Genomic DNA, 19,660 nt, shown 5'->3' on the forward strand with positions numbered 1-19,660 from the left:
AGCCATCCCAAATCGTTCCGGAAACCCGCGGCAACGATTGCCCCTCGGCGATTACACTTTCGTGTAGTGACCCGATCGACTTTGGGACAGTTGGCACCATCGGCGGCGCCGAAACAACGCCATGCGATCAGACCGCGGCAACGGTTCCGGCGCGGACATGACAGGCGGCCTCCCTGCCCGGCCCGGTCGAGACCAGCGGCGGGTGCGTCACATGGCAGATATCGACGGCCAGAGGACAGCGGGTCACGAACTTGCAGCCTTTGGGCGGGTTGGCAGGGCTCGGAAGATCCCCCTTCAGCACGATCCTCTGCCGCTTTCGCTGCGCTACAGGATCTGGAAGCGGCACCGCCGACAAAAGGGCTTCCGTATAGGGATGCACCGGGCGCGCAAACACATCGTCCGTCCGGCCCGTTTCGATCAGATGCCCGAGATACATGACCGCAACCCTGTCGGCAAAATGCCGGACGACGGAGAGGTCGTGGCTGATGAACAGGTAGGACAGACCGAACCGCCTCTGCAGATCGAGAAGCAGGTTGAGGATCTGCGAGCGGATCGAAACATCGAGGGCGGACACAGGCTCGTCGAGGATGAGCAGTTTGGGGTTGAGCGCCAAGGCCCTCGCGATCACGATCCGCTGTCGCTGCCCGCCCGAAAACGCGTTCGGCTTGCGCTCCGCATGCTGCGGATGCAGTCCAACGAGAGCGAGAAGCTCGGCAACGCGCTCGGCCCTCTCTGCAGCATTGCCGACACCGTGGATCGCCAGCGGCTCGCCGATGCTCTCGCCGATCGACATTTTCGGATTGAGAGCGGAAACCGGATCCTGGAAAACGATCTGCACCTCGCGGGACAGAGCGCGCCTCGAGGCGGTCTCGCCATGAACGATAGGCTTGCCCTCGAACAGGATGCTGCCTGCCGACGGTTTGGTCATGCCCAGAATGGCCGCGCCAAGCGTGGACTTCCCGCAGCCGGACTCGCCCACCAGAGCGACGCTTTCGCCGTGGGCGATGTCGAGATCGATACCGTCGACCGCTTTGACGAACCCGGTCGGACGTCCGAGCAGGCCGCCGCGGATGGGAAAATGCACCTTGAGGCCGGACAGCGACAGAAGCGGTTCAGTCATAGCATTTCTCCGACCCGTTCCGAATGCCAGCAGGCGGCACTGCCCTCGTCCCGGCGAGGCGCAAGCGGCGGGATTTCGTCGAGACAGTGCTGGTCCGCCAGCGGACAGCGCGGGCTGAAGCGGCAGCCGACCGGCCACTGGCCGATATCGGGCACAAGCCCCTCGATCGTCGGCAGCAACGCCTTCGGCTTTCCGTCCAGCCGCGGGATGGTCGATAGCAGCAGCCGCGTATAGGGATGTTCCTCACGCGCGAAAATCGTATCGACCGGCGCCTCCTCGATGACCCGCCCCGCATACATAACCGCGACCCGGTCGGCCATGTCGGCAACGACGCCCATGTCATGGGTGATCAAAAGTATGGCAGTTCCGGTCTCGTCGCGCAGCCTCTTCATCAGGTCGAGGATCTGCGCCTGAATGGTGACATCAAGCGCCGTGGTCGGTTCGTCGGCGATCAGCAGTTTGGGTTTGCAGATCAGCGCCATGGCAATCATCGCCCGCTGGCACATGCCGCCCGAAAGCTCGAACGGGTATTGGCCGGAGCGGATTTCCGGCTCGGGGATACCCACCTCTTCCAGCATGGCGATCGCCGCACGGTGGGCGGCTTTGCCGTCGAGCCCGCGATGCACGACGAGGCTTTCCTCGATCTGCCGGCCGATCTTCATCAGCGGGTTGAGCGAGGCGACCGGCTCCTGGAAGATCATCGCAAGATCATTGCCGCGAAGCTGCCGGCGTTTGGCTTCCGGCACCGTCAGCAGGTTTTCTCCGCTGAACAGGACGCGGCCGCCATCGACCCGGGCGACTTTTGGCAGCAGGCCCATCACGGAAAACGCCGTCATCGACTTTCCGCAACCGGACTCGCCGACGACGGACAGGATCTCGCCCTGATCGACGTGGAAACTGACGCCATCGACCACCGGCTGCGCGCCGATCGAAACCCTGAGGTCGTCAACCACAAGCACAGGTCCGGTCATGTGCGCTCCGCTCCGACGGCCGCAAGCGGATGGTTGGGGTGCGCCATCCCGATATTCTCTGCGCCGTCGCGAAGAACCGCTGACGGAATGGAGAAATTCACCGGATAGAGCGTATCGGCAATGATCTCGACCGGAAACTCCTCGCCGAGTCGTGATGCTACATCGGGTTTCGCCTTGTCGTTGACCCGCAGTGTGACGCCGCTCGCATCGATCCGCGGCGCATGCATCGCCTCTTCCAGCGACATGCCGAAGGCCGCCACATAGGAGAGGATCTGCGCCACCGCCGGCATGATCTGGCGTCCGCCGGCAGCCCCGAGAGCAAGCTTCGGCCGCCCGCCCTTTGTTGCGATGATCGGGCACATGTTGGCCAGCGGCCTGGCATTGGCGGCGATCGAATTGGGCTGGCCCGGGCGCGGATCGAACCACATCATGCCGTTGTTCATGAGGAGGTCGCTGGACGGCAGAACCACTTTCGAGCCGAAGCGCGACAGAAGCGTATTGGTAAGCGAGACCATTGTGCCATCGCGATCGACAACGCTGATATGCGTGGTGCAGCTTTCTCCGCTGCTGCCGTGGCCGAGCGTGCGCAAGCGATGTTCCGAGGCGCGGCGAATGGCGCGGCCAAACGCAAGCGCTGTCTGGCCGGAAAGCGGGCCGTCCTGCGGCAACGTTCCGTCAAGCTCGGATAGAGCCTCGACGAGCGTCGGACCGCCGGAAAGACCCGGCATCGCATTGATCGTCATGCCGCGGTAATCGACCTGGAGCGGATCGGACCAACGCGGCTGGTAGTCGCGCATTTCGGCAAGGTCGATCGGCGATCCACCGGCGTTGAGATCGCTGACGATCGATGCCGCGGTTTCGCCCTCGTAGAAATCGCGCGCACCGGCCTTTGCCAGTCGTTCCAGCATGGCGGCCTTGCGCGGCATCGGGACCGTGCTGCCCGGTCCGATTTCCTGTACGCGCGGCGCACGGCCATCCTTCAGAAACAGCTGCGACGATGCCGGGAAGCGTGCGAGGCCTTCCGTATCGATGGCGAGACAGAGCACCGTGAACCAGTCGAGCGCGAGGCCACGGCGGGCATGGTCGATCGCCGGCTGCAGCGCCTCGGCAAAGCTGATCGTGCCGAACCGTTCCAGTGCCTCCGACAGGCCGGCAATGGCACCCGGAAGGCAGATGGAGCTGTAGCCGATCAGGTTGCGATCATCGCGCACCTGCGGCCAGTCGAACCAGTCTCCGTCCCGGCCCGCCACGACAGGATAATCGGCAGGATCGATGTTGCGCGACGAGCGGACGTTGAAATCGAGCGTATCGACCCGACCGTCTTGCCCGTCGGCCCGCAGCAGGAACCCGCCACCGCCGACGCCCGAAAGCCAGGGCTCGACGACGCTGAGCGTCAGTGCAGTCGTGACGGCCGCGTCCATGGCATTGCCGCCCCGCGACAGCACATCGGCGCCGCTTTCCGCTGCCATCCAGTTCTGGCAGGCGACGAGCCCGCCTGCACTGCGCCGCTCGCCCTTCTGGACGTTCCAGTGTTCACCCATGGCTATGTCCAATATCCTGTCCGAACCTGCGGGTTCCGATCGCCTCGGGAGCCTTGCCATCAACGGCAAAGCGGCCGGCATTGCCGGATGTGGCGTGGTGGTGAGCAATCTCGGCGGCCGTTGCGATCCAGGTGGCCATTTCGGCCGTGATCGTATCGAGCAGCTCTTCGAGAAGCGCGATGCGCTGGGCGCGGCCGGAAATCCAGTCATGCACCGTCAGCGTGAACAACCCGCCGAAGCGGTGCAGCGCCTGCCATTCCGCGATCCAGTCCTGCAGCACGGCGCGGCCGGATTGATAGGGCCACTTGTCGCGGCCTCCCCCTTCGAACTTGAAGAAGATCGCATCGTCGAGCGCCCATTGCACGGGGATCTCGACCACGCCGTCGATCTCGTAGGGGTGATCGAAGCCCGAGAGCGAGGAATCGTAGGCCAAGCCCACACGACGCAGCTCACGCAGCATATGCGGCGTCATCTCCCAGGCCGGTGAGCGGAAACCGACAGGTTTCACGCCGGTCTCCCGCGTCAACAGTTCCAGGCTGGCTTCGAGCGCGCCGGTGAATTCGTCGTCGGAGACTTCCGAGACGATCTCGTGGAAATAGCCGTGCAGACCGATCTCGTGGCCGCCTTCGAGAATGGCGGCAAGCATCTCGGGGTTGGTCTCGGCCGTCAGCGCCGGGACGTAGAAACTTGCCTTGGCCTCATAGCGGGCGAACAGGTCGAGCAGTCGGTAGATCCCCGTGCGCGGACCGAAGCGGCGAATTTCGAGCGTGCCCATCCGGTCCGGCACATGGTCCTTGTGCGCCCACATGAACGGCACATGTGCATCGACATCGACCGACAGCAGCACTGCCGACTGCTTGTCTTGCGGCCACTCATAGGCTGGCCAGGGGGACTTTATCTGCAGGGGATTTGACATCCGACCTCGCTTGGAACGCGCTTGTTACAGCGCCTTTTTCTTTGCCTGGAAAACGACCTGGGAGCCGATCGAATTGCCGCCGTCGACGGTCAAGGTCGCGCCGGTCATGTAGGCGCCGCCCGCTGACGTGACGTAGAGAACCGCCGACGCGACATCCTGCGCGGACGACGTTCTGCCAAGCGGTATGGAGGCCGTGACCGTGTCGATATGATCCTGCGCCAGCGCGCTGACATCGCTGCCGGAAATGAACCCCGGCTCCACCGCATTGACGCGGATCCCGTATTCAGCGAGTTCCAGCGCAAAACCCTTGGTCAGGCGATCAAGTGCGGTCTTGGAAGTGCAGTAGGGAACCACCGTCGTGCGCATTTTCCGCGCGGCACCAGACGAGATGTTGACGATCGAGCCCGGCTTGCCTGCGCTGATCATCTGCTTGGCAAACAGCTGCGACAACAGGAACGGCGCGCGCAGATTGACGCCCATGATGTCGTCCCAGTCATCGATCGAGATGTCGAGCAGGAACCCCGACGGATAGATGCCGGCATTGTTGACGAGGATATCCGGCGCGCCCCAGCGTCCCGAAACCTGTTCAGCAAATGCGGTCATCGAGCCGGTATCGGTGAGGTCGGCGGCGATCGCCACATGGCCGGTTCCCGGCAGCGTCGCCAGTTTCGCCTTAAGCTTTTCGGCATCGCGGTCGGTCAGGCAGACCTCGGCTCCTTCGCGCGCAAACGCATCGACGATCCATCCACCGATAATGCCGCAGGCACCTGTGACGATGACCTTCTTGGCCTTGAATTCATTTTCGAAACTCATGAAGTACTCCTATCGCCCACGCGGATCGAGGCGGTCGCGGGCATGATCGCCAATCAGGTTGATCGAGAGAACCAGCAGAAACAGCGCCAGTCCCGGAAATGTCGCGATCCACCAGGCGGACCCGACATAGTTGCGGCCGGTGGAAAGCATTGCGCCCCAGCTCGCCGTTGGCGGCTGCACGCCGAGGCCGAGGAACGAAAGTCCGGCCTCGAACAGCACCATCAGGCCGAACTCGAGCGTCGCAACGACGATCAGGCCGCCGGCGATATTGGGAAGGATGTGGCGCCACAGCAGCCGGAACCACCCGGCGCCCATGAACCGCGAGAGCCTGACATAGGGCATGTTAGCGACCGACAGCGTCTGGCCGTAGGCGACGCGCGCATAGCGAGGCCACCGCGTCAGGGCGAGCACGATGACTACGTTGGAAAGGCTCGGGCCAAGGACCGCAACCGTGATGATTGCCAGAAGAATGGCAGGCACCGACAACACGATATCGACCAGCCGCATGATGATGGTTTCGACCCAGCCGCGGTAGAAGGCGGCGATCATGCCGAGCGCGCTTCCGAAAATGCCCGACAGGATGACCGAGGCGAAGGCAACCAGCAGCGACACCCGTGCGCCATAGATCGTCCGGCTGAGAACGTCACGGCCGAGTTCATCCGAGCCGAGATAATAGACCAGGCCCCGGCTTTGGAAGCCAGGCGCCTTCAAGCGCGCCAGAAGGTTCTGGGCATTGGGATCGAGAGGCGCCACGAGAGGCGCAAAGATCGCCATCAGCACCAGAGCGACCAGAATGGCGGCAAAGGGCACCACGGTCCACGGCATGCGCCGTGACCGGGACGCCGCGCGCGGTGCGGGAGTGGATACTGCCATCAGGCGCTCCCTTCGATGCGGATGCGCGGATCGATGATGCTGTAGAGCAGATCGGCGACAAGGTTGAGAACGATGGCCGTGATGGCGCCAAGCAGAACGACGCCCTGAACCAGCATGAAGTCGCGCGCGTTGATGGCCTGCACGGTCAACTGGCCGAGCCCCGGCCACGCAAACACCGTCTCGACGATCACGGCACCCGCGAGCAGATTGGCGATTTCGAGAGCTGCAACGGTTACCACCGGGATCGCGGCGTTTCGCAGCAGATGGCGCATCACGATGCGGATCATCGGCAGTCCCTTGGCGTGGCCGGTGCGGACATAATCCTTTTCCAGTTCATCCAGCACCGCGGTGCGCGAAACACGGGCGAAGGTCGCCATGGAGAGAAGACCGAGTGCGATCGACGGCATGATGATGCTTGGCCAGTCGCGAGCGCCGGATGGCGGCAACCAGCCCAGCCACACTGCAAACACCATGATCATCAGGATGGCGCTCCAGAATGTCGGCATCGACTGTCCCGCCAGAACCACGCCCATCATCGCCTTGGCATCCGCCGAGCCGCGGCGGACGGCCATCGCGACACCCAGGGGGATGCCGACGCCGAAGGCGACAACGAGCGCGCCGCCGGCCAGCATCAGCGTATAGGGAAGACGGCTGGCGATCAGCGTCCAGACCGGCACGTTCTGGACATAGGAGCGGCCGAAATCGAAGGTCAGAAGCGCGCCCATATATTCGAGATACTGGACCGAAAGAGGCCGATCGAAACCGAGCGACGCCCTCAGAGCTTCGATATCCGCCTTGGTGGCGTTTTCAGGCACCAGCAGCAGAACGGGATCCCCCGCAAGCCGCTGCAGAAAGAAGATCAGCGTCATCACGCCGATAATGGCGATCAGGGCCTGGAACGCGCGCTTGAGGAAGAATGCCGGCAATATTGCAGTCCACTTCGTGACTTGCGGGCAAAACGGCCCCGAAACCGGGGCCGGCCCTGAACCGAAATCAATCGGTCCACTTCATCCGGTTGAGAAACAGGCTTTCGTTTGCCGTCGGCTGCCATTCGAGGTTTTTCGCTGCGCCGTAGATGATCGCCGCCTGATAGATCGGCACCATCGGCACCTCCTCAACGACGTAGGTGCTGACCGTCTTGTAGGCTTCGAGACGCTTCTTCTCATCCAGCGTGTTGCGGGCGTCTTCCAGCAGCTTGTCGATCTTCGGGTCGGCGATCGAAGCCCACGCGCTGGATGAATGCAGCAGCGAGAACAGTACGCCATCAACATCCTGGCAGGCGCAGGACCAGCGCCCGAAGGAGATAGGCGGCTGGCTTGCCGGCGCACTCTGGGCCTTCTTGAGGTAGGTCGCCATATCCGTCATCTCGATGTTGACGGTCAGACCGGTATCGCTGATCATCTGCGCCACCGCCTGGACGATGCGCTGGTCGAATGTCGGAGATGTCGCGAAGGCGACCGACTTGCCGGCCGCACCCGCTTCCTTGATCAGGCGCTTGGCCTCGTCCAGATCGTAAGGGTAGCCTTTGAGGCCTTCCACGTAACCGAAATGCGCTGATGTCGCCATCTGGTCGAGCGGCTTGTCGACGCCACCCAGAAGACCATCGACGATCCCCTGCTTGTCGATGGAGCGGGCGACCGCTTCGCGCACGCGCTTGTCGTTGAATGGCGGCAGATTGGGGTTGAGCTTCACATAGCCGATCCGCTCGGTCAGAACCGATAGCGGCTTGGCGGCACCTGAGCTCTTGAGCTGCTCGGAGAGATCCGCATCGAGGCCGACGACGAGGTCGCTGGCGCCCGCTTCGAGGTTTGCAATGCGCGTGGCGGCATCCGGCACGGCGCGGAATTCGGCGGTCGGGAACACGCCCTTCTCACCCCAATAGTCGTCGTTGCGGGCAAGTGAAACCGAAACGCCGCGCTGCCATGCGGTGAACTTGTAGGGACCGGAACCAACAGGCGCGGCATTGAAGCCGTCATTGCCCTTTTCCTCGACGACGTGCTGCGGCACGATCGACAGCTTGACGAGCTGGGCGAGCAGCACCGGATAGGCGCCATCCGTCTTCAACGTTACTTCGTGTTCGCCGGTCGCTTCCGCCGACAGGATCTTGTTGAACTGGCCGAGCTGCGGGCTGGCGAATTTCTTGTCGATGATGCGGTTAACGCTGAACGCCACGTCTTTGGCGGTCAGCGGCGTGCCGTCGTGGAACTTGACGTCGCTGCGGATCGTGAAGACGATTTCGCTGTCGGACGAATATTTCCACTCGGTGGCGATCTGCGGCGCGATGGCACCGGCATCGTCACGGGTGACGAGATTGTCGAAGATATTGCGGTAGACGTAATAGCTGTCCGGGTTCCACTGCTTGTGCGGATCGAGCGACGAAGGCTCGTTGACGAGATCAACGACCAGCTGATCCTTGGCCATTGCCTGGGACAGGACCATTGGCGAACAGGCCAGAAGCAGGCCTGCCAGAGAGGCGCGCATCGAACGACTGACTATCATCATCTACAATGTCCTTGTTTTTCCAGTGGGCGGTTGAGGTCGCTGATTGCGACCCGGTTTATCTTTGTTCGCGGCGCGACGGCCGGACTTGCGGCCAACCATCGCGTCGGTTTCGAGAAAGCGATCGAGCAGATAGGCTTCCAGCGCCGCGTTGGCGGACGCGAGATGTGCGATTGCATCGGCGGTGCGGCCCTCGACGAGAGCCTCCGCGAAAGACGAAAACCTCGTCGGCAGAAATTTTGCGCGCCCGCTCCGCTCGAAGAAGTTCACGAGCCTGTTGGAGCGATCCCAGAGGTCCGCAAGAAAACCCGCGACGACAGGCATGCCGAGGGCGTTGACGAGGAGATCCAGCATGTCCCGCTCGCAGCGACGAATGGTGGGCAGCACATCGCCAACCAGATCCGGCCGCTGCAGCAGCGCCATATGCATCTGGGACAAGGTGGTCAGCCGCCGTTTGGCGGCGTCGTCGAGAGCAGCCGAGCACAATATCGGATCAAGGTGGCGGCGGGCGGCAATCAGCTCGCGGATCTCGGCTGCCGAAACCGGCGCGACTTGCCAACCGCTGCGGGCAGTCGAGGATACAAGCCCACTCGCCTTCAGCCGCGCCAGTGCGGCGCGTACGGCACCGCGACCGAGCGCGAATTCGGTGGTCAGCGAAGTCTCCGACAGACGCTCTCCCGGCATCAGAACGCAACCGACGATCGCGCTCCTCAACGCCCGTTCCGCCACTCCCGCCTTGCCTTCCGGCGGCGCGGGAGATGCATATGCATCTGTATCCAACATTGCGATCTGCCCTCTCAGATGCAAAGTCTGACATCCCAGTTTGCGTTGGGAAAGCGATAATTTTCCAATCTGGTACGCAAACCGAAGTAATTGTGCCAAAATGCTGAAACCAGCGCTTAAAAGCGCGGTCGCCGAATACCCAAGCCCTAAAACGACAAAACCCGCCGTGGTGAACGACGGGTCTGATCAATGGTCTGGTAGCTCGTTTACTTCTTGGCAGAGCCGCCACGGGGCGACGCCTTGCGGCCCTGGCTGTGCGCGCCGGTCGTCTTGGCATCATAGCCTTGGCCGTGATTTGTGCCACCGAGATGACCACCGCCGCTGGTATTCGCAATCTGTCGCTCAGCCTTCTTGAGAAGCAGCGCCGCATCGGTCTTTTTCATGATTGTCTTTCGGTATGTTTAGAATGAAAAAAGGCCGGGCAAAATTGCACCGACCTTCCTCATCGTCGCTTCATTCACCGGTGCCAGTACATCCGTGGTCAAAGGTAGGAAGCGAAAGCGGCAGTTGCGAACATCGAATAGCCCGACGCTCATCAGCAATGCCGATGCGCAGACCATGTCATGAGAATGTGTTCCTAACAAGTTGGAGGCACAGTCTTTGCCGACACAGCCAAATGAGAGCGTTTCGTCTGTGTTTCGTACAACGCACAGCATCGGCCAAGTCTCAGCCAACAACGGCATTGACGCTAGAGACCCGGCGGACCATTTATCCCTGATGCCAAAACAAAAGACGAATGAGGCGCCGGAACTGTTTAAACAGTGGCCCCTGCCTCCCAAGGCGACGCTCGGCTCGGCGGTCCGCGCCAAGGGGATCCTGCTGGAGATCCGCGCGCGGCTGCCTGCCGCTTCGCGCAAGTTGCTGGATCTCGATGGAGGCAGCCTTGTGCTTGCGATGCCCGAGACGTCGAAGACCGAATTTCGTTTTGTGTCGGGCGTTGTCAGCCAAGCGCTCGTCGGCATCGAAAGCCTCGCCGTGATACCGCGCGAAATCCAGGATATCCTGACGATCTCCCCGACCGAGCGACTTCGTTGGCTCACCGATGGCCGCTTGCCCAGCGCCGGAACTCGCACCGTGCGGCTGGCGGGACGCGCGAAGAAGATCACCTTCCATGTCTTCGATCCCCGCCTCGTCGAAGAGCTGCTCGACGGTGGCACGGTCGACGAGTGGCGTGAGGACGACAAGGCGATGGCGGCGGAAAACAGACGGCGGGCCGCGCTCAAGACGAAGCTGACCCGATCGCTGAAGACCGCCGCCAAACGCCAATCGACGGCTGGAAAAACGGCTGATGACAACGAGGGCGCGGGCCTGTCGGGCTGGGAAGAATTCGGGCGCGACGGGTTGCTCGGATAGTCCCACAGCCTTCGATCTCCCCGCGCACGGACGGCCGCTACGAGGTCCTCACAGATTCGTGTCCTGGAAAGACGGGTACACGGCTCCATTTACGCACGCTTGCACCACATCCGTCATGCATTGGGCCGGTATTGATCATCGCATTCCTGAAATTCGTTCACATCACCACGATTGCCATCTGGGCAGCCGGGTTGATCAGCCTGCCGGGCCTTTACGTGCAACGTGCCCATGTGAAGGATAAGGATGCGCTTTACCGTCTTCAGATGATCGTACGCTACGCCTATGTGGCGATCATTTCGCCCGCGGCTTTCGTGGCGGTGGCCAGCGGCACGGCTCTGATTTTTGGACAGCAGACGTTTGCTGGCTGGTTTTCGATCAAGCTGCTGTTCGTTGGCCTGCTTGCCATCTTGCATGTCCTGACCGGCCTGATCATCATCCGGCTTTTCAAGGAGGGGGAGACGTATCCCGTCTGGCGCTTTGTTGCAACAACCATCGTCACCACCGCGGTCGTCGGAGCAATCGTTTTCGTCGCACTCGCCAAACCGTGTATCGGACTGGAATTGCCCGGCGAATTCATGCGCCCGGGCGGCCTGCGCACGCTGGCCGAACGCATCAGTCCTTGGCCGATACCATGAGGCCGACACCATGATCGAAAATCAGCTTGCCGCCATGCCATCCAGCCATGCCCGTCATGATGCAGGTGAGCAGAGACACAAGAATTCCATGCGGCAACACGTCGCCGGCGCCAGTGACCCGCAGACCCCAGTTGAGGCCGGCGCAGGCGATCAGCGTCACCGCGGCGATCGCATGTGCCCAGCTGGCGACGCGGCCGCGAATGCCCGGCACCGACAAAAGTTCGATCGTGCCGACGGCACCGGCTGCGAGACCGAAGAAGAAGACGCCACCGGAACTCCAGAGACCGGCCCGCAGCCAGAACGGATCGGCGGACCACCAGAACAGCGCATCGACCGCAAGCGTTATGAAGGCAAGGGCGATCGGGAAGTGCACGCTCATCGCATGCAGCGGGTGCCCGGCGACGGCAATTGCCGAGCTGGCATCCTTGTCCCTGACATCGGCCACGACCGGGTTCGTCGTTTCTGTATCGTCTTTCATTACGTCCCTCCGTTCGCAGGGCAAATCCATCAGGTCCGCACTTGGTTCCGCGTCCTCGCGCTGGTCTCTGTTTCTGCAGCGCTCAGCAGTTGCACCGGCGACCTCTCGGCGCTCGACCCCGCCGGACCATCCGCGGGTTCGATTGCGCAGCTGTGGTGGGTCATGCTGTGGGGGTCTGTCGTCCTCTTTACCCTCGTCGTCGGGCTCTTTGCCGCCACCCTGTTTCGGCCGCATTTTGGACGCGGCCTCTCCCAGAGCGGCTGGATTGTATGGGGCGGCCTCGTTCTTCCCCTGCCCGTCCTCACCGCACTGACCTTATATGCGTTTTCCCAAGGCGAATTTCTGTTGAGCGGCGGCAGCGCGAAGACAGAGGACGTGCTGGAGGTCAGGGCTGTCGGCAGCATGTGGCAATGGCAGTTCTCCTACCCGTCCCTGCCGGGCAGCCGGACCGCAACAGGCCTCCTGCATATTCCGGCGGGCCGAACTATCGAAATCATCGCCGAAAGCGAGGACGTCATTCACAGTTTATGGGTTCCCCGCCTCGGCGGCAAGATCGATGCCGTTCCCGGCCATGCCAACCGGCTGCGCATCCGCGCCGACCAACCCGGACGATATGGCGGCGTCTGCTCGGAATATTGCGGCACCGGACATGCCGGCATGCGTTTCGAGGTGCGGGCGCACACGGCTGACGATTTCGAAAAGGCAATCATCGGGGAACTCGCCCGATGACCGACCCCACGTCGCCCGGGCACGACCCGATTGCGCTGCATCGCGCGCTGGACCGCTTATGGGCTGGAAAGCCCGGCTGGGGTCGTCTCGCCGCCGTCAACCACAATGTGGTTGGCGTCCGTTTCATGCTGACCGCTCTCGTGTTCTTTGCGATCGGCGGCATCCTGGCAATGTTGATCCGCACCCAGCTTGCCTCCGCCAACAGCGTGTTCATGGACGCCGAGACCTACGGGCAGGTGTTCACGATGCATGGCACCATCATGATGTTCCTGTTCGCGATCCCCTTCTTCGAGGGCATGGCGATCTACCTCTTGCCGAAACTGCTCGGCACCCGCGACCTCGCCTTTCCCCGTCTCGGGGCCTACGGCTACTGGTGCTACCTGTTCGGCGGCATGATCCTGATCGGCGCGCTGATCGGCGGCGTTGCGCCCTCCGGCGGCTGGTTCATGTACACGCCGCTATCTTCATCGGTCTATTCTCCCGGAATCAATTCCGACGTCTGGCTGCTCGGCATCACCTTCGTGGAGATCTCTGCCCTCTCCGCTGCCGTCGAGATCATCGTGACGATCGTGAAGATCCGCGCCGCCGGCATGTCGCTTGACCGGATGCCGATCTTCGCCTGGTACATGCTCGTGGTCGCAACCATGATGCTGGTCGGATTTCCGCCGCTCATCCTCGGATCGATCCTGCTCGAGGTGGAACGCGCCTTTGACCTGCCGTTCTTCGACCCCACGCGAGGCGGCGATCCGCTTTTGTGGCAGCATCTGTTCTGGCTGTTCGGTCACCCGGAAGTCTACATCATCTTTCTGCCCGCAGCCGGCGCGATCTCGACCATTCTCCCCGTGCTCTCAGGCACGCCGCTCGCGGGTTACCGGGTGATTGTCGCGGCCATCGTATCGATGGCGTTTCTGTCCTTCGGCCTCTGGGTGCATCACATGTATACGGTCGGCATACCGCATGTGGCGCTCTCCTTCTTCTCGGCGGCGAGTGCGCTGGTCGCCGTGCCGACGGCGGTCCAGATCTTCGCCTGGCTCGCCACCATGGCGCATGGACGCCCGCGCTTTTCCATTCCGATGCTGCATATTTTCGGGTTCTTCTTCGTCTTTGTCATCGGGGGCCTGACGGGGGTTATGCTGGCCATGGTGCCGTTCGACTGGCAGGCCCACGATACCCATTTCGTCGTTGCCCACCTGCATTACGTTCTCGTCGGCGGCTTTATCTTCCCGATGCTGGCGATGGCCTATTACTGGCTGCCGCATCTGACCGGAAAACAGCCCGTTCAACACCTGTCGAATGCGGCGTTCTGGATGATCTTCATCGGGTTCAACGTCACCTTCTTCTTCATGCACCTGACCGGTCTTCTCGGCATGCCGCGGCGTGTCTTTGAATATCCAACCGAGTTCGGATGGGAGACCCTGAATTTCATCTCGTCGATGGGAAGCTTCATCATGGCGATGGGGTTTGCGCTGGTGGCGCTCGATTTCATCCTTCTGTTCAAGTTCGGTCGGCCGTTCAGACGAAATCCCTGGAAGGCCGGCACGCTGGAATGGGCGATGCCGACACCCCCTCCGTCCTACAGTTTCGCTTCCATTCCGCGGATCGACAAACGCGCAGATCTGCTCGATCCCAATACGCTCGGCCCCTACCTTGCGGCTGGACGCGGTTATCTCGGCATGCCCCGCAATGATCGCATGGAAGTGCTGGGCGTGGATCCGATAACGGGAGAGCCTGACCAGGTGGTGATGCTGCCGCGCCAGACATACCTGCCGCTCTGGACCGCGATCGCCACAGGCGCATTTTTCCTGATGATGCTGTTCAAGCTCTATTGGGCAACGCCCCTGGCGCTGATCTCCATCATCGCCTGCTTCTGGCTTTGGACACGCCGCGACCCCCTCCCCGTCGAAAACGATCTCGTTCCGATCGGGCATGGGTTAAGCGTGCCGGTTCACCTCCATGCGAGCACGCCGCCATCCTATCTGGCGATGGTTCTCACGCTTGTCGCTGATGCGACGCTCTACATATCCCTGTTGTTCGGCTGCCTTTTCCTGTGGGTTTCCGCCCCCAACTGGCCGCCGGCCGGCTTTGTCGTCGACGTGAAGCTGTTGGCGCTCGCCGTCGGCGGAATGATCATGAGCTGTGTTGGAGGTCGTCTCGCCGCACGTCGCAACGGGGCAGTGACGGTGGGCAGCGCGCTGGCGCTGCTCGGACACCTGATCTCGACCGGGCTGTTCCTCGCCATCGCGTTGCTGGTCCTCCCCGCGCCGTCAGGCCATGCCGCGATCGCCTCCATGTTCGTGATCTTCATCTATGCAGCCCTGCACGGGACCATCGGCGCGGTGTTTGCGGCCCACGCTCTCTGGACGAGCATCGGAAACAGGAAGGCTATTCTCTCCCTTGATCTCCGGATTGGCAGGCTCTGGCATGACTATACGGCAGCAGCTGGCATCAGTGCCGCGGCATTCTATCTGGCTCTGCAAAGCCTGATCGGCGAAGGGGGCCTATAGATGCGCCATCCGCTTCTGCTTGCTATCTCGGCGTTCGTGGTCTGGAGTGGTGCATTCCTGACGATCTACGCGGTTCAGGCGACCGGCTGCAGCCTGGACTGGCAGAGTGGCAACCTTGGAGCCTGGACATCGCCGCTCCGGCTGCTGTTGATAACGATGATGATCGCCAGCGTTGCGGCGGTTGTCGTCATCCTGCTGCGCCAGTTACGACCGCGCCTGAAGGCACCGGTTTCCGAGACCTCCAGCTTTATCAACGGGGTTGCGATCTACGTATCGATCGCCGCCCTGTTCTCGACCGCCTTCTGCTTCACCGGCGTCGTCTGGCTGACACTGTGTTCAGCCTGACGCGATCCGGTCATCTGGCATTCAGATCGATGCCACGGTGGAAACAGTCTCGCCCATCTGGGCGGCGAGGAAATGCCTTGCGCGGCTGATCCGGCTCTTCACCGTACCGACGGCGACATTGCATTTATCGGCTGCAACGTCATAGGACTGGCCGTCCTCAATCACCAGCTTGTAGGCATCCCGGTACGTCTCCGGCATCGCCATCAATGCCCGGTCGAACTCGCTCTTGCGGATGGCCCACTCCTGGGGCGAAGACGCTGCAGGCATGAGGTGCTCGAGATTTTCGGTTCCGATGCTCATGCGCTTTGCCCGCTGAAAGGCGGTATGATGGGTGTTGCGCATGATGGTGAACAACCATGATTTGAGGTTGGTCCCGGTGGCGAACGAAGGCAGCGCCGCGAGGCCCCGGAGCAAGGTTTCCTGGACAAGGTCGTCAGCATCGGTCGCGTTTCGATGAAAGCGCATCGCAAAGCGCCTCAGCGCTGGAATAAGTGCTACGACTTCGTGGTGCAATCTGAGATCGGCATCCATTCTCGTCTCCTCCTACTAGAGGTAACTCAAGTCGCAGTTGCGCTCATCGTTCCGTTCGATGACGCCCAATCCGGGAAGGGTACGTTAACGTACGTAGGTAGGTGACCGGATGCCGGTCTATGGCGCCCGAGACTGGCGCACCGGAACCAACGAGAGAACCGCCAGTTGCTACTCCATTCGAGCAACACCTGGAGCAACCATGTCCGAACTTACGCTGCACGACCTGTCGAAGAAGATGGCAAAGCTGGACTTTGCCATGCTGACCACCACGACATCATCAGGCAATCTCACTTCGCGGCCGATGAGCAACAACGGCGACGTCGAGTACGACGGCGACAGCTATTTCTTCGCCTACGAGCAGTCGAGAAAGATTGCGGAAATCCGCGCCGACAGCGCAGTCGGCCTTACCTATACGGGCGCAGTCGGCATGCTGGGTGGTTCGCCGCTTTTTGTCGGCGTTGAAGGCTCGGCAACGCTCATCACCGACAAAGCGACATTCAAGGATCACTGGACCAAGGACCTCGACCGGTATTTCCCGGAGGGGATCGACACCCCTGGTGTCGTGATGATCCGCGTGACGGCTAAGACGATCCGCTATTGGGACGGCAGCGACGAAGGCCAGATCTCGCTGTAAGCTGATCTGTCCCCAAGTGGGATGGCATTACGACTTGGGCCCGGTGTTTCCACCGGGCCCAAGTGCGTTTCGGGATAATGTTATCGGGCGACCCGTTACGCTGCACGCTTCGGCAGCCGCCAGTTGGGCCGCGGGAAGTGGCAGGTATAGCCATTGGGGATTCGCACCAGATAATCCTGATGCTCAGGCTCCGCCTCCCAGAATTCTGCCTCAGGCACGACTTCCGTCACGACCTTGCCCGGCCAGATACCGGACGCATCCACATCGGCGATCGTGTCAGCGGCAACATTCTTCTGTTCGTCACTGGTGAAGAAGATCGCGGAGCGATAGCTCGAGCCGACGTCGTTACCCTGCCGATTGCGGGTGCTTGGATCGTGGATCTGGAAGAAGAACTCCAGCAGGTCGCGGTAGGTCGTCTTGGTCGGATCGAAATTGATCTCGATCGCCTCCGCGTGACCCTCGTGATTGCGATAGGTCGCGTTTGCAACACTTCCGCCCGTATAGCCCACGCGTGTGGATTGGACACCGGGAAGCTTGCGGATCAGATCCTGCATTCCCCAAAAGCAGCCGCCTGCTAAAACTGCGCGTTCGGTTGTCATGATGTATCTCCTGTTCGTCCGTCTCGCCAATATATGGTGTCGCCTTCCGCATTTAACCAGACGGCTCGAACGACCGATCGCAACACTTGTCGGTAAACGAGCAGAGCAGTGGAACTGTGCAACCCGCCGTCAATTCGGGAACCTTGCAGGAGAAAACGCAATGTCTGATATCGACGACATCCACGGTGACAAATTCTCGGACACCTCGATCAGCGAGACAAGGGTTGGGCAATCGGTCGAAAGCGAGGCCCAGATCAAAGACGCGTCGGTGACGACCACGCCAGGCGAAACGCTCAACATCTACAGGCTCGAACCGACCGCCCGTAGCGACGATCCGCGGTGGCAGAATGCTCCCATGCAGGGCGCAGTCACGGTTGCCGCAAGGACTGCCGGAGATGCACGGATTGTCGCGACCAGCCAGGAAGTTGACTTCCAGCAAGTTGACGCAGCGCCTGCCGAAGGCGTCAGCACCGACTTCGCCAGCGCGTTCCGGGACGAAAAGCTCTACACCGTCATTGAAATTGCGCGTGGCCGAACCGATCTCTCTCGCGGCGTCATCGACGCCGGTGGTGTGATCGAGACGATCAAGCCGCTTCAGGACTAAAAACCAAAAACCTTTGCCGGGAGATTGCAATCATGGGCCTTTTTGACGCATTTCTGGGCCATGGATCGACGGTCGACCCGGCGGACCTGAACAAGCGCCTCGATGGCGTGCTGATCGATGGAGAACAGCCGCAACTCGCCTTCAAACTCATCCGCGATTTCTTCGTCTTCACCCAGTATCGCATCATTATGGTCGACATCCAGGGGATGACGGGAAGTAAGGTCGACTACATGTCGATTCCCTACCGGTCGATCACCCGGTTTTCGGTCGAGACTGCGGGAACGTTCGATCTGGATTCGGAGCTGAAAATCTGGGTATCGGGTAGCGACAGCCCGATTGCCAAAACGCTGAAAAAGGGCACCGATGTGCGCGGCATACAGCGCGCGCTCGCGACCGGTATCTTCCGTTAAACTCAAGGTATCAAACTGACAATGCGGCTGAATGCACGGTACGCGCCCGGTGCTTCGCCGCATCCTCTTTATGCTTACAAGGGAATGGCCTGCGGCAGATGCCGCAGGCCATTCGATTGATTAGCCGTTCGGGCGAATCACGACCTTGACGCAGCCGTCCTGCTTGTCGCGGAACGTCTTGTAGGCCTCCGGACCTTCCTCAAGTCCGATGCGGTGCGTGATCAGGAATGACGGATCGATCTTGCCATCCTGGATCAGCTTCATCAGCGGCTCAAGATAACGCTGAACGTGGGTCTGACCGGTCTTGAGGGTCAGGCCCTTGCCCATGAAGGCGCCCAGCGACGTCGGAACGGCCGGACCGACAAACACGCCGGGAAGAGAGACCGTACCACCGGGCCGGCAGGCGAGGATTGCCTGGTTGAGCGCGTAAGGACGCTCGGTTGCCGACAGCTTGGTCTGAAGCGTTTCCATCACGCCACCGGCGCCATGGCTCTCAAGACCCACCGCCTCGATGACCGCATCCGGCCCAAGACCGTTCGTCATGTCGAGAATGCGCTGCTGCAGATCCTCATCCGCATAGTCAAGCGTCTCGGCACCGGACTGTTGCGCAAGCGCTAAGCGCTCCGGCACGGTGTCGATCGCAATCACGCGCTCTGCACCGAGCAAGAACGCCGACTTGATCGCAAACAGGCCGACCGGACCACATCCGAACACGGCAACCGTCTGGCCCTGCTTGATGTCGCAGTTTTCGGCCGCCATGTAGCCTGTCGGGAAGATGTCGGAGAGGAACAGGACCTGTTCATCGGTCAATCCATCCGGCACCACGATCGGCCCGACATCGGCGTAGGGAATGCGCAGGTACTGGGCCTGGCCGCCCGGGATCTGGCCGTACATTTCCGAGAAGCCGAACAGGCCGGCCGTCGGATAGCCGATCTGCTTGGCCTGCATCGCGCCGTTGGGGTTGGATCGTTCGCAAAGCGAGAACTGACCCCATTTGCACTGACGGCACTCGCCGCAGGAAATCGTGAACGGCACGACCACGCGGTCGCCGACCTTGAGCTTCGAGTTTCCGCGGCCGACTTCGACCACCTCACCCATCGTTTCATGGCCCATCACGTCGCCTGCGTGCATGCCGGGAACGAAACCACCATAAAGGTGAAGATCCGAGCCGCAGATGGCGCAGCTCGTGACCTTGATGATCGCATCGCGGTCATGCTGAATGATTGGATCGTCTACTTCTTCGCAGCGGATATCACCGCTGCCGTGCCATGTAAGAGCTTTCACGTTCTAACCTCCGGTCGTGTTGCATTCGCGTTGGTGTT

The 19,660-nt window shown here is 61.5% G+C and carries 22 protein-coding genes; 8 read left to right on the forward strand and 14 right to left on the reverse strand.

Annotation, left to right across the window (positions count from 1 at the left end; translation table 11 throughout):
* Positions 1–127: 127 nt before the first annotated feature.
* The 10 genes from IFT66_RS09940 to IFT66_RS09985 all read right to left on the reverse strand — a co-directional run bounded on the left by IFT66_RS09940 (position 128) and on the right by IFT66_RS09985 (position 9,899).
* Positions 128–1,120, reverse strand: a complete 993-nt coding sequence (locus IFT66_RS09940; RefSeq protein ID WP_192077507.1) for an ABC transporter ATP-binding protein — start codon at positions 1,118–1,120, stop codon at positions 128–130.
* On the reverse strand, positions 1,117–2,091 hold the full coding sequence (locus IFT66_RS09945; RefSeq protein ID WP_192077508.1) for an ABC transporter ATP-binding protein: 975 nt from the start codon (positions 2,089–2,091) through the stop codon (positions 1,117–1,119). The genes IFT66_RS09940 and IFT66_RS09945 overlap by 4 nt, the downstream gene beginning before the upstream one ends.
* Complete coding sequence (locus IFT66_RS09950; RefSeq protein WP_192077509.1) at positions 2,088–3,632, reverse strand: gamma-glutamyltransferase family protein; 1,545 nt, start codon at positions 3,630–3,632, stop codon at positions 2,088–2,090. Before IFT66_RS09950 ends, IFT66_RS09945 begins: the two co-directional genes overlap by 4 nt.
* Positions 3,625–4,548, reverse strand: coding sequence for a polysaccharide deacetylase family protein (locus IFT66_RS09955; RefSeq protein ID WP_192077510.1), 924 nt, complete (start codon positions 4,546–4,548; stop codon positions 3,625–3,627). The genes IFT66_RS09950 and IFT66_RS09955 overlap by 8 nt, the downstream gene beginning before the upstream one ends.
* Before the next feature lie 24 nt (positions 4,549–4,572).
* The gene (locus tag IFT66_RS09960; protein ID WP_192077511.1) at positions 4,573–5,361 is read right to left on the reverse strand and encodes an SDR family NAD(P)-dependent oxidoreductase; all 789 of its coding nucleotides are present in this window, start codon (positions 5,359–5,361) and stop codon (positions 4,573–4,575) included.
* A gap of 9 nt (positions 5,362–5,370) precedes the next feature.
* Positions 5,371–6,234, reverse strand: a complete 864-nt coding sequence (locus IFT66_RS09965; RefSeq protein ID WP_446737878.1) for an ABC transporter permease — start codon at positions 6,232–6,234, stop codon at positions 5,371–5,373.
* The gene (locus tag IFT66_RS09970) at positions 6,234–7,160 is read right to left on the reverse strand and encodes an ABC transporter permease (protein WP_062460129.1); all 927 of its coding nucleotides are present in this window, start codon (positions 7,158–7,160) and stop codon (positions 6,234–6,236) included. The genes IFT66_RS09965 and IFT66_RS09970 overlap by 1 nt, the downstream gene beginning before the upstream one ends.
* Before the next feature lie 67 nt (positions 7,161–7,227).
* Positions 7,228–8,736, reverse strand: a complete 1,509-nt coding sequence (locus tag IFT66_RS09975; protein WP_192077512.1) for an ABC transporter substrate-binding protein — start codon at positions 8,734–8,736, stop codon at positions 7,228–7,230.
* Positions 8,737–9,516, reverse strand: coding sequence for a GntR family transcriptional regulator (locus IFT66_RS09980; protein ID WP_192077513.1), 780 nt, complete (start codon positions 9,514–9,516; stop codon positions 8,737–8,739). It lies immediately after the preceding gene.
* A 206-nt stretch (positions 9,517–9,722) separates the two neighbouring features.
* Entirely contained in the window at positions 9,723–9,899 is a 177-nt protein-coding gene (locus IFT66_RS09985) for a hypothetical protein (protein WP_165699875.1), read from the reverse strand.
* Between the two features lie 334 nt (positions 9,900–10,233).
* Between IFT66_RS09985 and IFT66_RS09990 the strand changes: the two genes are divergently transcribed.
* Positions 10,234–10,869: a hypothetical protein gene (locus IFT66_RS09990; protein ID WP_192077514.1), complete on the forward strand. Its 636-nt coding sequence runs from the start codon at positions 10,234–10,236 to the stop codon at positions 10,867–10,869.
* Between the two features lie 191 nt (positions 10,870–11,060).
* A complete protein-coding gene (locus IFT66_RS09995; protein WP_249406417.1) occupies positions 11,061–11,504 on the forward strand; it encodes a CopD family protein in 444 nt (147 codons plus the stop codon).
* Here the strand turns inward: IFT66_RS09995 and IFT66_RS10000 are convergent.
* The gene (locus IFT66_RS10000; RefSeq protein ID WP_062460587.1) at positions 11,482–11,982 is read right to left on the reverse strand and encodes a DUF2231 domain-containing protein; all 501 of its coding nucleotides are present in this window, start codon (positions 11,980–11,982) and stop codon (positions 11,482–11,484) included. The genes IFT66_RS09995 and IFT66_RS10000 overlap by 23 nt on opposite strands.
* A 60-nt stretch (positions 11,983–12,042) precedes the next feature.
* Between IFT66_RS10000 and coxB the strand changes: the two genes are divergently transcribed.
* Genes coxB through IFT66_RS10015 form a run of 3 tightly spaced genes read left to right on the forward strand, consistent with a single transcriptional unit; the run spans position 12,043 to position 15,560 of the window.
* Positions 12,043–12,711 (forward strand): cytochrome c oxidase subunit II, encoded by a 669-nt coding sequence (gene coxB, locus IFT66_RS10005; protein ID WP_274604840.1) that lies wholly within the window; start codon positions 12,043–12,045, stop codon positions 12,709–12,711.
* Positions 12,708–15,215 (forward strand): cytochrome c oxidase subunit I, encoded by a 2,508-nt coding sequence (gene ctaD, locus IFT66_RS10010; protein ID WP_192077516.1) that lies wholly within the window; start codon positions 12,708–12,710, stop codon positions 15,213–15,215. Before coxB ends, ctaD begins: the two co-directional genes overlap by 4 nt.
* Positions 15,216–15,560, forward strand: a complete 345-nt coding sequence (locus IFT66_RS10015; RefSeq protein WP_092659962.1) for a hypothetical protein — start codon at positions 15,216–15,218, stop codon at positions 15,558–15,560.
* Between the two features lie 21 nt (positions 15,561–15,581).
* Here the strand turns inward: IFT66_RS10015 and IFT66_RS10020 are convergent, their stop codons facing one another.
* Entirely contained in the window at positions 15,582–16,091 is a 510-nt protein-coding gene (locus tag IFT66_RS10020) for a sigma-70 family RNA polymerase sigma factor (protein WP_062460596.1), read from the reverse strand.
* A gap of 199 nt (positions 16,092–16,290) precedes the next feature.
* Here IFT66_RS10020 and IFT66_RS10025 point away from each other — a divergent pair, with 199 nt between their 5' ends.
* Entirely contained in the window at positions 16,291–16,725 is a 435-nt protein-coding gene (locus IFT66_RS10025; RefSeq protein WP_113165509.1) for a pyridoxamine 5'-phosphate oxidase family protein, read from the forward strand.
* A gap of 95 nt (positions 16,726–16,820) precedes the next feature.
* Here the strand turns inward: IFT66_RS10025 and msrA are convergent, their stop codons facing one another.
* On the reverse strand, positions 16,821–17,324 hold the full coding sequence (gene msrA, locus IFT66_RS10030) for a peptide-methionine (S)-S-oxide reductase MsrA (RefSeq protein WP_062460601.1): 504 nt from the start codon (positions 17,322–17,324) through the stop codon (positions 16,821–16,823).
* A 160-nt stretch (positions 17,325–17,484) separates the two neighbouring features.
* On the opposite strand from msrA, the gene IFT66_RS10035 reads away from it, so the two are divergent.
* Positions 17,485–17,928, forward strand: coding sequence for a hypothetical protein (locus IFT66_RS10035; protein ID WP_192077517.1), 444 nt, complete (start codon positions 17,485–17,487; stop codon positions 17,926–17,928).
* Between the two features lie 32 nt (positions 17,929–17,960).
* On the forward strand, positions 17,961–18,338 hold the full coding sequence (locus IFT66_RS10040) for a PH domain-containing protein (protein ID WP_174196258.1): 378 nt from the start codon (positions 17,961–17,963) through the stop codon (positions 18,336–18,338).
* A gap of 120 nt (positions 18,339–18,458) precedes the next feature.
* Here IFT66_RS10040 and IFT66_RS10045 read toward each other — a convergent pair whose 3' ends face one another.
* Positions 18,459–19,622 carry a zinc-dependent alcohol dehydrogenase gene (locus tag IFT66_RS10045; RefSeq protein ID WP_062460610.1) on the reverse strand — a complete coding sequence of 388 codons (1,164 nt, stop codon included), beginning with the start codon at positions 19,620–19,622 and terminating at the stop codon, positions 18,459–18,461.
* Positions 19,623–19,660: the final 38 nt, after the last annotated feature.

The organism is Rhizobium sp. CFBP 13726, assembly GCF_014841925.1.
GTDB classification, from domain to species: domain Bacteria; phylum Pseudomonadota; class Alphaproteobacteria; order Rhizobiales; family Rhizobiaceae; genus Neorhizobium; species Neorhizobium soli.

Coding starts and splice junctions, on each gene's coding strand:
- IFT66_RS09940 (WP_192077507.1), bottom strand. CDS start 1,120: ATGACTGAACCGCTTCTGTCGCTGTCCGGCCTCAAGGTGCATTTTCCC.
- IFT66_RS09945 (WP_192077508.1), bottom strand. CDS start 2,091: ATGACCGGACCTGTGCTTGTGGTTGACGACCTCAGGGTTTCGATCGGC.
- IFT66_RS09950 (WP_192077509.1), bottom strand. CDS start 3,632: ATGGGTGAACACTGGAACGTCCAGAAGGGCGAGCGGCGCAGTGCAGGC.
- IFT66_RS09955 (WP_192077510.1), bottom strand. CDS start 4,548: ATGTCAAATCCCCTGCAGATAAAGTCCCCCTGGCCAGCCTATGAGTGG.
- IFT66_RS09960 (WP_192077511.1), bottom strand. CDS start 5,361: ATGAGTTTCGAAAATGAATTCAAGGCCAAGAAGGTCATCGTCACAGGT.
- IFT66_RS09965 (WP_446737878.1), bottom strand. CDS start 6,234: ATGGCAGTATCCACTCCCGCACCGCGCGCGGCGTCCCGGTCACGGCGC.
- IFT66_RS09975 (WP_192077512.1), bottom strand. CDS start 8,736: ATGATGATAGTCAGTCGTTCGATGCGCGCCTCTCTGGCAGGCCTGCTT.
- IFT66_RS09980 (WP_192077513.1), bottom strand. CDS start 9,516: ATGTTGGATACAGATGCATATGCATCTCCCGCGCCGCCGGAAGGCAAG.
- IFT66_RS09985 (WP_165699875.1), bottom strand. CDS start 9,899: ATGAAAAAGACCGATGCGGCGCTGCTTCTCAAGAAGGCTGAGCGACAG.
- IFT66_RS09990 (WP_192077514.1), top strand. CDS start 10,234: ATGCCAAAACAAAAGACGAATGAGGCGCCGGAACTGTTTAAACAGTGG.
- IFT66_RS10000 (WP_062460587.1), bottom strand. CDS start 11,982: ATGAAAGACGATACAGAAACGACGAACCCGGTCGTGGCCGATGTCAGG.
- ctaD (WP_192077516.1), top strand. CDS start 12,708: ATGACCGACCCCACGTCGCCCGGGCACGACCCGATTGCGCTGCATCGC.
- IFT66_RS10015 (WP_092659962.1), top strand. CDS start 15,216: ATGCGCCATCCGCTTCTGCTTGCTATCTCGGCGTTCGTGGTCTGGAGT.
- IFT66_RS10020 (WP_062460596.1), bottom strand. CDS start 16,091: ATGGATGCCGATCTCAGATTGCACCACGAAGTCGTAGCACTTATTCCA.
- IFT66_RS10025 (WP_113165509.1), top strand. CDS start 16,291: ATGTCCGAACTTACGCTGCACGACCTGTCGAAGAAGATGGCAAAGCTG.
- msrA (WP_062460601.1), bottom strand. CDS start 17,324: ATGACAACCGAACGCGCAGTTTTAGCAGGCGGCTGCTTTTGGGGAATG.
- IFT66_RS10035 (WP_192077517.1), top strand. CDS start 17,485: ATGTCTGATATCGACGACATCCACGGTGACAAATTCTCGGACACCTCG.
- IFT66_RS10040 (WP_174196258.1), top strand. CDS start 17,961: ATGGGCCTTTTTGACGCATTTCTGGGCCATGGATCGACGGTCGACCCG.